The 12,624-nt window shown below is 69.7% G+C and carries 12 protein-coding genes; 5 read left to right on the plus strand and 7 right to left on the minus strand.

All coding sequences use genetic code 11. From position 1 onward, the window contains the following. Window positions 1-67 precede the first annotated feature (67 nt). A complete protein-coding gene (locus tag ACFPO9_RS00945) occupies window positions 68-412 on the plus strand; it encodes a four-helix bundle copper-binding protein (RefSeq protein ID WP_379765686.1) in 345 nt (114 codons plus the stop codon). A 1-nt stretch (window position 413) separates the two neighbouring features. On the opposite strand, the gene ACFPO9_RS00950 is transcribed toward ACFPO9_RS00945, so the two are convergent. Both ACFPO9_RS00950 and ACFPO9_RS00955 read right to left on the minus strand, forming a co-directional pair. Further along, complete coding sequence (locus tag ACFPO9_RS00950; protein WP_379765689.1) at window positions 414-791, minus strand: hypothetical protein; 378 nt, start codon at window positions 789-791, stop codon at window positions 414-416. Window positions 792-994: 203 nt separating this feature from the next. Beyond that, window positions 995-1,273 carry a hypothetical protein gene (locus tag ACFPO9_RS00955; RefSeq protein ID WP_379765692.1) on the minus strand — a complete coding sequence of 93 codons (279 nt, stop codon included), beginning with the start codon at window positions 1,271-1,273 and terminating at the stop codon, window positions 995-997. Between the two features lie 77 nt (window positions 1,274-1,350). Here ACFPO9_RS00955 and ACFPO9_RS00960 point away from each other — a divergent pair, with 77 nt between their 5' ends. Further along, window positions 1,351-2,514 (plus strand): tyrosine-type recombinase/integrase, encoded by a 1,164-nt coding sequence (locus ACFPO9_RS00960; RefSeq protein WP_379765695.1) that lies wholly within the window; start codon window positions 1,351-1,353, stop codon window positions 2,512-2,514. A gap of 25 nt (window positions 2,515-2,539) precedes the next feature. On the opposite strand, the gene ACFPO9_RS00965 is transcribed toward ACFPO9_RS00960, so the two are convergent. Then, window positions 2,540-3,640 (minus strand): GGDEF domain-containing protein, encoded by a 1,101-nt coding sequence (locus ACFPO9_RS00965; protein WP_379765698.1) that lies wholly within the window; start codon window positions 3,638-3,640, stop codon window positions 2,540-2,542. Window positions 3,641-3,817: 177 nt separating this feature from the next. On the opposite strand from ACFPO9_RS00965, the gene phbB reads away from it, so the two are divergent. Beyond that, a complete protein-coding gene (phbB, locus tag ACFPO9_RS00970; protein ID WP_379765701.1) occupies window positions 3,818-4,540 on the plus strand; it encodes an acetoacetyl-CoA reductase in 723 nt (240 codons plus the stop codon). Between the two features lie 31 nt (window positions 4,541-4,571). Here phbB and ACFPO9_RS00975 read toward each other — a convergent pair whose 3' ends face one another. Then, on the minus strand, window positions 4,572-5,402 hold the full coding sequence (locus tag ACFPO9_RS00975; protein ID WP_379765704.1) for a universal stress protein: 831 nt from the start codon (window positions 5,400-5,402) through the stop codon (window positions 4,572-4,574). A gap of 89 nt (window positions 5,403-5,491) precedes the next feature. Here ACFPO9_RS00975 and ACFPO9_RS00980 point away from each other — a divergent pair, with 89 nt between their 5' ends. After that, complete coding sequence (locus ACFPO9_RS00980) at window positions 5,492-8,197, plus strand: bifunctional acetate--CoA ligase family protein/GNAT family N-acetyltransferase (RefSeq protein WP_379765707.1); 2,706 nt, start codon at window positions 5,492-5,494, stop codon at window positions 8,195-8,197. A 48-nt stretch (window positions 8,198-8,245) separates the two neighbouring features. On the opposite strand, the gene ACFPO9_RS00985 is transcribed toward ACFPO9_RS00980, so the two are convergent. Both ACFPO9_RS00985 and ACFPO9_RS00990 read right to left on the minus strand, forming a co-directional pair. Beyond that, window positions 8,246-10,027, minus strand: coding sequence for a PHA/PHB synthase family protein (locus ACFPO9_RS00985; protein ID WP_379765710.1), 1,782 nt, complete (start codon window positions 10,025-10,027; stop codon window positions 8,246-8,248). A gap of 12 nt (window positions 10,028-10,039) precedes the next feature. Beyond that, window positions 10,040-10,885 (minus strand): universal stress protein, encoded by an 846-nt coding sequence (locus tag ACFPO9_RS00990; protein WP_379765713.1) that lies wholly within the window; start codon window positions 10,883-10,885, stop codon window positions 10,040-10,042. Window positions 10,886-11,155: 270 nt separating this feature from the next. Between ACFPO9_RS00990 and ACFPO9_RS00995 the strand changes: the two genes are divergently transcribed. Further along, entirely contained in the window at window positions 11,156-12,190 is a 1,035-nt protein-coding gene (locus ACFPO9_RS00995; protein WP_379765716.1) for a zinc-dependent alcohol dehydrogenase family protein, read from the plus strand. Between the two features lie 20 nt (window positions 12,191-12,210). Here the strand turns inward: ACFPO9_RS00995 and ACFPO9_RS01000 are convergent, their stop codons facing one another. Beyond that, on the minus strand, window positions 12,211-12,615 hold the full coding sequence (locus ACFPO9_RS01000; protein ID WP_379765719.1) for a hypothetical protein: 405 nt from the start codon (window positions 12,613-12,615) through the stop codon (window positions 12,211-12,213). Between the last annotated feature and the right edge of the window lie 9 nt (window positions 12,616-12,624).

Raw genomic sequence — 12,624 nt, forward strand, 5'->3', positions numbered from 1 at the left:
TTCATTCGTACGAATCCATTTTCCGTCGCGTGCTAGGCTGGACGCCTGCCTAGCGATGGAGGATGCGATGTCCGATGTTCAGCACCCGGAATACCAGGCCTGTATCGATGCCTGCAATGCCTGCGCGGCGGCCTGCGACAACTGCTCGACGGCCTGCCTGCAGGAAGACGACGTGAAGATGATGGCTCGCTGCATTGCGCTGGACATGGATTGCGCTGCGATCTGCCGCATGGCGGCCGCCTACATGGCGCGCGGCAGCGACTTCGCGGTCCAGCTTTGCCGGCTGTGCGCGACGGTGTGCAGCGCCTGCGCCGACGAGTGCGGCAAGCATCGGATGGACCATTGCCAGGCCTGCGCGCAAGCCTGCCGCCGGTGTGCGGAAGCTTGCATTGCCATGGACAGCGCGGCCTGATCTACGGCTTGTACGGCGGCGCCAGGTCGGCTTCCGACTGGTTGCCGCCGGTCTCCGGCGTGCCGAGACCGGTCTCCTGGATGCCGGCCTGCTGGCTGCGCGTGTCCTGGGCGCCGCGTGCGGTCGCGGTGGCTGCGGTGCCGGCGCCTTCCGGTCCGCCTGCGGCATCCACCGCATGCTGAAGCTTGTCGCCCTGGGTCTTGCCCGAGGCGCCCGAAGCGGCGATTTCCTCGTCGCGCGGCTTGGTCAGCGCATCGCCGCCGCTGCCGCCCGTCTCGGCCATGGTTTCGTGGGTGGGGGTGGACCCGGCCTCGCCGCTGGTGGTCCCGCCGATGCCCAGCGCGGGCGAGTCGCCGTTCTTGCTCTGTGATGCACTCATGCTTGCTCTCCCATTTGCAGGAGGAGCGATTATCGCCCGCAGTCCTGCCGCAGGCTGTCGGCGCGGGCACCGGTAAGCTGTAGGACGCTGGCGCAAATCGCGGCCTGCCCTTACTTAAAGGGGCGACATGGGCGCATCCATACCGGCGCAGGTTCGCGACGTCCCGATGAAACACCGGCGCCCGCCGCGCCCCGGGCAGCCGCTCAGACGGGGATATCGGAGGTGCCGCCGCCGGCGCTGCCGAAGCTTTGGAGCTGGTCCAGGCTCAGGCGCCGTTCGTTGAGGGCAGTGACGATGGCCTTCAGTTGCTCGGGATCCGGCTGGATGTAGATCATGCGCTGCTCGAGCTGCTGGTCCCAATAGGGTGTGTAGGGGACCTCGGTTTCGGACATGACCTTGGCCTTGAAGCTGCCGTCCTGCAGTTCGCCGACCAGGGTGATGCGGGTGGTGTCGGGGGTGGTGTTGTTGACCTTGATGTTCATGGACGCTCCCTGGATTGTCGCTTGAAATTGGCAAAGTGTTATACTGTACAAACATACAGTTTCATGTCACTCGCAGCATGCCGAACTTTACCCCAATCGACCTGGGCCCGTCCGCACCGGAAGCCATCACGACCGGTCCGAGCGGCCGCGCGCACGTCAAGATGTACCGGCTCGCGGAAGATGCGATCACAGAAGCCACCACCGACATCGAACTGGCCCGCGAATTCATCGCGCACGGCGAACTGAGCGCCAAGTCGATCCAGAACTCGCAGAAGGAACTCTACCGCTTCCTGACCTGGTGCCGCGAAGAAGCCAAAAAGACCCTGGCCCAGCTGAATGTCGCGGACCTCAACAACTACAAGGAATTCCTCAAGGACCCGCCGCCGGCGTGGGTCTCGAAGACCAAGTGGCCGCGCAGCGATCCACGCTACCGGCCGTTCACCGGGCCGCTGTCCGACGCGAGCCGGCGCCAGGCCATGATCGCCGTGAAAGGCCTGATGGGCTTTGCGGAGCAGACCGGCTATCTGCGCCGGAACCCTGGCGCGCTGGTTCGCAACGTCAAGGCGGCCTCAAGCAGCCGTATCACGCGCTACCTGACCCAGGGCGCGATCGCGCTTGCGCTCGAAACGGTTTCCGGCCGTCCGGCCGAGACGCGCGCGGCTTTCAGGCGCCGCGCGCGCGACCGCTTCCTGCTGGTCGCCTTTGCGCACACGGGCGCCCGCCTGAACGAGATCGTCAGCGCGGCCATGGGCTCGATCTATACCGAGGGCAACGGCCGCTGGTGGCTGGACGTGCTCGGCAAAGGCAACAAGCCGCGCCGCCTGCCGGTCCCGCCCGAAATGCTGGAAGCCTTCCAGTCCTACCGCGTCGCATTCGAATTGCTGCCGCAAAGCAGCCGCACGGACCGCACGCCGCTGGTCCTGTCCAGCCGCGCGCGCGCGCCGGCGCGCATCACCGACGAAGCGGCGGCCGAAGCCATCAAGGCCGTTTTCGCCGATGCCGCGCGCGCCGCCGACGCGAAAGGCGACCAGGACACGGCGGCGACGCTGCGGCAGGCGTCGGCGCACTGGCTGCGCCACAGCATGCTGACCAACCACGCCAACAACGGGGTGCAGTTGAAGACCCTGCAGGACACGGCGGGGCATGAAAACATCTCGACCACCGCGGCCTACCTGCACAAGACCGACAACGAGCGGCATGACGAGATCATTCGTTCGATGAATGGAAAGAGCCTTCTTTGAGCCGGTCATGGCGCCGCCATCGCGATCAGTATCCGTCTGGACCAGGATGGACGGGCGCCGGATGCGCCAGCACCGTGCGGTTTCGTCCGCTCCGCTTGGCCTCGTACATGGCGGCATCGGCCGCGCGCAGCAGATCCGCCCAGCCGGCGTGCTCGGGGCAGAGGACCGCCACGCCGAGGCTGACGGTGAAACGCAGCGGTCCCGCTTCGGCAGGCAGGCACAGTTTCGCGACTTCGTTGCGGATCCGCTCGGCGCATGCCACGGCGTCCGCGGCGCCGGCCTCGGGCATCACGCAGACGAATTCCTCGCCGCCGATGCGTCCGATATAGTCGCTGGCGCGCAGCCTGGTCCGGCAGGCAGCCACCAGCGCGCACAGGGCACGGTCGCCGGCCGCATGGCCGTAGGTGTCATTGACGCGCTTGAAGTGATCGATGTCCAGCATCGCCACCGCCAGCGGGCGACCGTGGCGCTGCGCCAGGGCGACGTCGTGCATGGCCAGCTCGGTCACATAGCCGCGCGACAGGGCGCCGCTGAGACTGTCGTGGCGGACGGCGTGCAGGACGGCCTGCTCGGCCACGAAGGCGCGCCGGCGCAGGTGCAGGTTCGCCAGCGCGACGCCGAGCGCCAGCGGCCACGAGAACGCAAGCAGCAGCACCGTGTCCAGGAACAGCGGCAGCGGCAGCTCCAGCCCGGCGAGCACGGCCAGCAGCAGCGACGGTGGCAGCGCCGCCAGCGCGAAGCGCCGCGGCCGCGGCTCGACCAGGGCCAGCAGGAACAGCGCGCCCGTGATGCCGGGCAGCGCCAGCAGCAGCCCCTGTGGAAGAAGGGCCGAGCATACGATGATGGCGCCGGCCTGGGTCGCGTACAGCCAGGCCACACGCCATGAGGCGCCCCAGCGCAAACGCCCCTGGGCGCAGGCGAGGGCGCCCAGCAGCGCCATGGCGACGCGGATGCGCAAGGTGAGGAAGACTTGTGCCGGATCGAGCCAGGCATCCCAGGCTGCGAACAGGACCAGGAACACGCCGCAGACCGGCCCCAGCACGGGCAGCAGGTGCGCGATGCCGCGGTCGACCTGGGCATCGAACTCGGCCTGCATCTCCGGCAGCGGCAGGAGCAGCCGGCGCATTGTCTCGAGACTGGAATTAATCGCGGATTGATGCTGGTGCATAGGGCCTCCCCCCGCTTATTGTGACCGATTTGGTGCGCATCAGGTACGATCGCCGGTGAGGCCATGCGCGAGGATTGAACTCCGCGCGCCCGGCGCGGTCCAGCGAACATGCCGGTTGAAATCACAGGAGGCGTCATGGCCAGGACAGCGGTAGTAACAGGCGGCACGCGCGGCCTGGGCAGGGCGATTTCGCTGGCCCTGCGCGACAGCGGCTGCAAGGTGGCGGCGACATATCACAGCAACGCGGCCGCCGCCCGCGAAATCCAGGAGGCGAGCGGGATCGCCGTATATCAATGGGATGTGGCCGATTTCGATGCCTGCGCGGATGGCCTCGCCCAGGTGACGCAGCAACTGGGCCCGGTCGACATCCTGGTCAACAATGCCGGCATCACGGCCGACGCCACCTTCCACAAGATGAGCAAGGAGCAATGGTGGCATGTCATGCGGACCAATCTGGGTTCGCTGTTCAACATGACCCGCCTGGTGATCGAAGGCATGCGCGAGCGCCGCTTCGGCCGGATCGTGAACATCAGCTCGATCAACGGGCGCAAGGGGCAGATCGGGCAAAGCAACTACGCGGCGGCGAAGGCGGGCATCCTCGGCTTCAGCAAGGCCCTGGCGCTGGAGAACGCGAAGCACGGCATTACCGTGAATGTCATCGCGCCCGGTTATTGCGACACGGCAATGGTGGCGGCGCTGCGCCCCAAGGTGCTGGATGCGATCGTCGCCGGCATCCCGGTCGGGCGGCTCGGCACGCCGGAGGACATCGCGCGCGTGGTGGCCTTCCTGGCGGACGATGCCGCCGGCTTCATCACCGGCGCGACCTTCGACATCAACGGCGGCCAGTACCTCGCGTGACCGGCATCACGACGATCAGCGGGTTGCAGTTTCAGTGACCGAACAGGACCGGCAGCGTCATCCCGCGCAGCACCGTGGCGGTCACCCCGCCGAGCACGAGCTCGCGCAGGCGCGTGCGGCCATAGCCGCCCATCACCAGCAGGCCGGCCTGGTTGTCCGCGGCTGCCGCCAGCAGGACCTCGCCGGCGTCGTCAGCGGCGGCGCGGCAATCGGCGCGGGCTGCCACGCCTTGCCGCTTCAGCCAGGCCGCCAGTTCCCGGCAAGCCGCCAGGTCGGCACCGGCGGTGCCGTCGTCCAGGCCCAGCACGGTCGTGCAGCGCGCGCTGCGCAGCAGGGGCAGGGCGGCGGCGGCGGCGCGGGTGGCCTCGACGCTGCCGTTCCATGCCAGCAGCGCCGCGCCCTGCGGCGCGAGCACGGCGCTACCGGCGGGCGCCACCAGTACCGGCCGGCCGCCGTTGACGATCAGGTATCCGGGCAGATAGGACGGCAGCATGGGGGCGGCCACATCACGATCCGCCTGGCCGACCACGACCAGGTTGCAGTAGCGCGCCTGCAGGGCAAGGCCGGCGCCCGCCTCGTCGTCGATAAAGCGCGCCTCCCAGCTGGCCACGGCTTCCTCGCCGGCAAGACGTTCGAAGCGTGCAAGCGCCTCCCCGGCATCGCGGCGCAGTTCCGCGCAGCGCATGGCGAGCGCGCTGCCGCCACCGGCCAGAGAGGAAGACGGGATGAAGCGGGAGACGCCGCTGGGACAACTGCCGACCAGGTGGGCGCCGGCCTCGCGCGCCAGGGCCGCCGCGAAGCGGATGCGGGCATCGCCGGCGGCGCCGGGGGTCACGTGGACGAGGATGGTTTTGTAGCTCATGGTTTGTGTGGATGGCCTATCATGGTGATGCTTGGACCGCGAAAAACCTGCCAGGTATCCGGACGCAAGTGCCCAGAGGGGAGGACAGGATGAGTGTGCGCAACCTGCACTATTTCTTCTCGCCGCGATCGGTGGCGGTGATCGGGGCCTCGGCCCGGCCCGGCAGCGTCGGCGCGACGGTGCTGGCCAACGTCGTCGGTGGCGGGTTCAAGGGCCAGGTCTGGCCGGTCAACCCGAAGTACACCGAGCTCGCCGGCCTGCCGGTCGCGCGCGACGTCGCCGGCCTGCCGCAGGCGCCGGAGCTGGCCGTGATCTGCACCCCCGCCGCCACCGTGCCCGCCATCGTCGCGATGCTGGGCGCGCGTGGCTGCAAGGCGGCGGTCGTGCTCAGCGCCGGGCTGGATGCGGATGCCGGCGGCGGCCGTACCTTGCGCCAGGCGATGCTGGACGCGGCGCGGCCGTACCTGCTGCGCATCCTCGGGCCGAATTGCGTCGGCCTGCTGGTGCCGGAGGCTGGGCTGAACGCCAGCTTCGCGCCGGTAGCGGCCCTGCCGGGGCGGCTCGCCTTCCTCTCGCAGTCCGGCGCCCTGGTGACGGCGGTGCTGGACTGGGCGCGCGAGCGCCGCATCGGCTTTTCGAGTTTCGTGTCGCTGGGCGACGGCAGCGACGTCGATTTCGGCGACCTGCTCGACTGGCTGGCGGCCGACCCCGGCACCGACGCCATCCTGCTGTATGCGGAAAGCGTGCGGCAGGCGCGCAAGTTCATGTCGGCGGCGCGCGGCGCGGCGCGGGCCAAGCCGACCATCATCGTCAAGGCCGGGCGCGTGGCGGAGGCCGCGCACGCCGCCTTCAGCCATACCGGGGCGCTGGCCGGCTCCGACCTGGTGTACGACGCGGCGCTGCGGCGTGCCGGGATGCTGCGCGTGTATTCGACCGGCGAGCTGTTCGACGCGGTGGCGGTGCTGGCGCAGCCGCGCCGCCCGGCCGGGCCACGGCTGGCGATCCTGACCAATGGCGGCGGCCCCGGGGTGATGGCGACCGACGCCCTGGTGCGCGGCGGCGGCAGCCTGGCGCCGCTGGGGCCGGCGACCCTGGCCCGGCTGTCGGCGAACCTGCCGCCCACCTGGTCGCACGGCAATCCGGTCGACGTCATCGGCGACGCGCCGGTCGAGCGCTACCGCCTTGCGCTGCAGGCCTTGCTGGAGGAAGCGGACGCGGATGCCGTGCTGCTGATCCATGCGCCGACCGCCATCGTGCCGGCCGCCGACATCGCGCGTGCGCTGCTGCCGCTGCTGCGCGCGGCCGGCAAGCCGGTGCTGTGCTGCTGGCTCGGCGGGGCCAGCGTGGCGCAGGCGCGCAGCCTGTGCCTGGATGCCGGGGTGCCGCTGTTCGATACGCCGGAGGAAGCGGTACGGGCCTTCCTGCAACTGGCCGATTACCAGCGCAACCAGCATTTGCTGACGCAGGCGCCGCCGGCGGGCAGGCCGGCGCCGGCCGATCGCGAGGCTGCACGCGCGCGCATCGCCGGGCTGCTGGCGCAGGGCGTGACGACGGTGAGCGAAGCCGACGCCAAGGCCATTCTCGCGGCCTACGGGATTCCGGTGGTGGCAACCGAGACCGCGCGGGACGCCGCCGCGGCACTGGCGGCGGCGCGCCGCATCGGCTTTCCGGTGGCGCTGAAGATCCTGTCGCCGGACATCGCGCACAAGACCGACGTCGGCGGCGTGGTGCTCGACCTGGCCGGCGAGGCCGAGCTGGCGCAGGCGCTGGAAGCGATGCTGGCGCGGGTGCGGGCCGCGCGGCCGCAGGCGCGCCTCGCCGGCTTCACGGTGCAGGCGATGGCGCGGCGTCCGCGCGCGCACGAGCTGATCGCCGGCATGAGCGTCGATCCGGTGTTCGGGCCGGTGGTGCTGTTCGGCCAGGGCGGCGTCGCGGTCGAGGTCACCGCCGACCAGGCCGTCGCCCTGCCGCCGCTGAACCGCGTGCTGGCCGCCGACCTGGTCGGCCGCACCCGGGCGGCGCGCCTGCTGGCAGGCTATCGCGATGTGCCGCGCGCCGACCTGGATGCGCTGTACGAGGTGCTGGTACGGATCGGCGAAATGGCCGCCGGCCTGCCCGAACTGGTGGAACTCGACATCAATCCGCTGCTCGCCGATGCGGACGGCGTGGTGGCCCTGGATGCGCGGATGCGTCTTGCGCCGGTGCCGGCCGGCCAGGATCCGCTGGCGCGGCTGGCGATCCTGCCGTATCCGGCCGAACTCGAACGGCGCGTCGACAGCGCGCTCGGCCCGCTGCTGCTGCGCCCGATCCGCCCCGAGGATGCGCCGGCCCACGTCGCCTTTTTCCACGGCTTGAGCCAGGAAGACGTGCATTACCGGATGTTCGGCATGATGCGCGAGCTGTCCGCGGCCCAGCTGGCGCGCTTCACGCAGATCGACTACGCGCGCGAAATGGCCTTCATCGCCACCCGCAAGGCGGCAAGCGGCGCGGACGAGACGCTCGGCGTGGCGCGGATGCAGGCGGACCCCGACAACATCGCCGGCGAATTTGCGATCGCGGTGCGCTCCGACCTCAAGGGCAAGGGGCTGGGCCTGATCCTGATGGCCTGCCTGCTCGATTACTGCCGCGCACGCGGGCTGGCCACGCTGCGCGGGACGGCCCTGGCCGGCAATGTGCGCATGCACGGGCTGGCCCGCGCCTGCGGCTTCGAGCTGCGCGCCACCGCCGACGGCACGGTCGAGATGACGCTCGCGCTCCTCAGCCATGCCGCACCGCCTGCAGCACCGCCGTCGTGAGGAATGCCGTGCCCAGGCCTTCATGGACGAGGGCTGCCTCGGCGCCGCTCATGGCTGCAGCACGTAGGTTCCGGGCGCATCGCCAAGACTGGGAGCCGGCGCGGGCGGAGCGCCCGGAGGGCCGGCGTGGCGGGCGAGCCAGGCTTCCCACGCCGGCCACCAGCTGCCTTCGTGCAGTTCATTCACCGCCTGCCAGGTTTCGGGAGCGACATACGGGGCGTCATGCCCATGGGTGGCGATCTGGTAGCTGCGCCCATGCGTGCCGGGCGGCGACACCACCCCCGCATTGTGGCCGCCCGAGGTCAGCAGGAAAGTCACCTCGGTATCGGACAGCGGGATGATCTTGTAGACCGAACGCCAGGGCGCCACGTGGTCGGTCATGGTGCCGACCGCGAAGATGGGAATGTGGATGTCGGTCAGCGCAACCGGGTGCCCTTCCACGATGTAGCGCGCGCTGGCCAGGCTGTTCCTCAGGAAAAGCTTGCGCAGGTACTCGGAGTGCATCCGGTAGGGCATGCGGGTGGCGTCGGCGTTCCAGGACGCCAGGTCGTTGTCCTTGTCCGGGATGTCGAGCAGGTAGTGGCGCAGCCGCCGCGACCAGATCAGGTCGTTCGAGCGCAGCAGCTGGAAGGCGCCAGCCATCTGGCGCGTGTCGAGGTAGCCCTGCTGCCACATTGCGGCTTCCAGGAAGGCGACCTGGCTGTCGTCGATGAACAGGGACAGTTCGCCCGGTTCCGTGAAGTCGACCTGGGCCGCCAGCAGGGTGATGCCGGCCAGCCGTTCGTCGCCATCCCGGGCCATGGCCGCCGCGGCGACCGCGAGCAGGGTGCCGCCCAGGCAGTAGCCGCAGGCGTTGATCCGCGGCGCGCCGGTCTGCGCCGAGATCGTGTCGATGGCCGCCATCACGCCCAGGCGCCGGTAATCCTCGAGCGAAAGCTCGCGGTCCTCGGCGTCCGGGTTCTTCCAGGAGACCATGTAGACCGTGTGGCCGCGTTCCACCAGGTAGCGCACCAGCGAATTCTGCGGCGAAAGGTCGAGGATGTAGTACTTCATGATCCAGGCCGGCACGATCAGCAGCGGCACCGCATGCACCTGCGGCGTCTGCGGGTCGTAGCGGATCAGCTCGACCAGGTGGTTGGCCATGACGACCTTGCCCGGCGTGATGGCCACCTCGCGTCCCGGCCGGCAGGCGACGGCGGGCGCGTCGCCCATGACGGCGCGCCGCAGGTCGCCGGCCGCGCGCACGGCGCCATGCAGCAGGTTCTCGCCGCCGCTGGCCAGCGTGACCTGCTGCGCCATCGGATTGGTGGCGATGAAATTCGAGGGTGCGAATCCGTCCAGCAACTGGCGGGCGACGAAGGTCACGACGTCGGTGTGATGCGGCGAGACGCCGCGCACGCCGCTGGTGGCGCGGTGCCACCATTTCTGGGTCAGCAGGAACCCCTGGCTGAGCTGGTTGTAGGGCCAGGCATGCCACAGCGGGTCGGAGAAGCGCTTGTCCTGGGCCAACGGGCGGACCGGTTCGGCTACGCTGCCGAGCATGGCGGCGCCGCTGTAGCGCAGCCACTGCTCGAAGCCGGTCAGCGCCTGCATGCCCAGTTCCATCTGCTTGGCCGGAGACAGTAGCAGGTGCGTGGCCCAGTCCTGCCAGGCCGCGGCCAGCGCGGCCGGCGAAACGTAGCCGGTCATGCGCCCCAGCCAGGCGTTCAGCGCCAGGTCGACCTGGGCGTGCTCGACACTGGCCTCGGGGTAGCTGTGCCGGGACCAGGCTTGCCAGGTGCTGGCTTCGCGCAGCTGCTCGCTGGGCGGGATGTCGGTCGGATCGTTCACGTTGCAGGCCGCTCAGTGGGCGATCAGCAGGGGCACGGGCGTGCGCGCCAGCAGCTCGCGGGTGACGCCGCCCAGCACCCACTCGCGGTAGCGGCTGTGGCCATAAGCCCCGCTCACGATCAGGCCGGCGCCGCAATCGCTGGCCAGGGCCGCCAGCGCATGGCCGGCAGTGGCGCCGGTGCGCTCGACCACCACCTCGACCTCCACCCCATGGCGCGCCAGGAACAAGGCCATGTCGGCGCCGGGTTCTTCGCCGTGCAGACCGGTCAGCGTGTCGGGATTGATCAGCGCCAGCTTGACGCCGGGCGCCCGCTGCAGCAGCGGCAGGGCGGCTTCGAAGGCGCGGATCGCCTGCATGCTGCCATCCCAGCCCGCGACCACCGTGCCCGGTATCGGTTCGCCCTGCCAGCTGTCCGGAATCACCAGCACCGGTCTGGCGCCATGCAGGGCCAGGTGCTCGGGCAGCCTGCGCACCCGCGCCGGCAGCCCCAGCTCGTGGCCGTGCTCGCGGTCCTGGCTCAGCACGACCAGGTCCGCATAACGCGACTGCATCAGCAGGGCGTAGTCGGCATGGTCTTCGATCAGGCGGACTTCGCTCGAGGCCACGCCCAGCCGCACGGCCTGGGCGGCGAATTCCTGGAGGCGGACGAGCGCGGCGTCGCGCAGGCCGTCGAGGTCGGTGACCGGCACCGGCGCCGCCATCGACCCGGCCAGCAGCGCGAGATCGGTATAGGAAATGCCGGTGGCGGCCGTGCCGACCAGGTGGGCGCCGTGTTCCCTGGCCAGCATGGCCGCGGCGCGCATGCGGCTGTCCTGCTGCGAACCGCCGTCGATGTGGAGGACGATCGTCTTGTACATGTCTCTTCCTTTCAGGCAAAAGTGTCGGGGCCCCGCGCATCAGTTCGACCAGCGGCGGCTGACTTGGTGCGGCGGCGGAGCGGGCCGTATCACATTCAATGTAAACATGACCTGTGCGGATGCCAATGACGCGCTTGATGTGGGTCAAAAAATACGAATATTTAGCTGTAGCGACCCACGAAATGCAGGAACGTAAGCGCCCGCCCACCGCCCGCGCGCTATGATCGGCGCTCGAATCCATGTTGTCGCTACACTGACGAGGAGGCCATCATGCGAGCGCTTGTCTACCGTGGACCCGGCATGCGCGCTCTAGAGGAGCGCCCTGCGCCGGAACTCCAGCACCCCGAAGACGCCATCGTGCGCCTGACCCATACCACCATCTGCGGAACCGACCTGCACATCCTGAAGGGCGACGTGCCGACCTGCCAGCCGGGAACCACGCTCGGGCACGAAGGCGTGGGCGTGATCGACGCCGTCGGGCCGTCGGTCAGCGGCTTCCGGCCCGGCGACCGGGTACTGATCTCCTGCATCACGGCTTGCGGGCGCTGCGATTACTGCCGCAAGGGGATGTACTCGCACTGCCTGGACGGCGGCTGGATCCTCGGTAACCGGATCGATGGCACCCAGGCGGATTACGTGCGTATTCCGCATGCCGACTTCAGCCTGCACCACATACCGGCGGGCGCGGACGAAGAGGCGCTGACCATGCTCAGCGATATCCTGCCCACCGGCTTCGAGTGCGGCGTCCTGAACGGCAAGGTGCAGCCAGGCTGCAGCGTCGCCATCGTGGGTTCCGGCCCGATCGGCCTGGCGGCCCTGATGACGGCGCAGTTCTACGCGCCGTCGGTGCTGGTCGCGATCGACCCGGACCGTCATCGCCTCGATCTGGCGCAGCGCTTCGGCGCGACGCACGTGCTGGCGCCGGATGCCGGTACACCCGCGCGCGTACGCGAGCTGACCGATGGGCGCGGCGCCGACACGGTGATCGAGGCGGTCGGCGTCCCGGCCAGCTTCGCGCTGTGCCAGGAGCTGGTGGCGCCGGGCGGCACCATCGCCAACGTCGGCGTGCACGGCGTCAAGGTCGACCTGCACCTGGAACGCCTGTGGTCGCACAACATCACCATCACCACGCGCCTTGTGGACACCGTCACCACGCCGCAGCTGCTGAAGGCGGTCAACGCGCGCCGGCTGGAACCGGCGGGCCTGGTCAGCCACCGCTTCCCGCTCGACCGGATGGAAGAAGCCTACGACACCTTCGGCCGCGCTGCCGAGAGCAAGGCGATCAAGGTCATCATTCACGTATAGCCCAGGGCTGCCCGTCATGCTCATCGAGGAATCGGGCGCGCGGCCGCAGCCGTGTGGCGGGGCAGGGATGCGGGACCGATGAACGGCCACGGCAGCGCCAGCACATGGCGCAGGGCGTCCACGACCTGCCGGCCCTGCCTGAGGTCGCCGCTCTCGACGCGCGACGCGGTGCGGTGCAGGGCAGACAGGATGATGGCGTGGTCGGCGCGCCGCGGGGGCATGCAGGCGTCGCCCAGCAGTTCCAGCAGGGCTTCCTCATGGCGAAATCCGGCCTCGACCGCAGCGACCATGCCCGGGAATCCTTGTGCGAACCCGGTGTCCGGCGTGGCCAGCAAGGTGGTGACGCGGGCGCGCAGCTTCTTGCGGCCGCGATGCAGCGCCATGCAGGCTGCAGGAGAACTCATCGCAACTTTGTGGAACGTCATGATTTACCT

The sequence above is a fragment of the Massilia aerilata genome (assembly GCF_042656905.1).
GTDB classification, from domain to species: Bacteria; Pseudomonadota; Gammaproteobacteria; order Burkholderiales; family Burkholderiaceae_D; genus Telluria; species Telluria aerilata.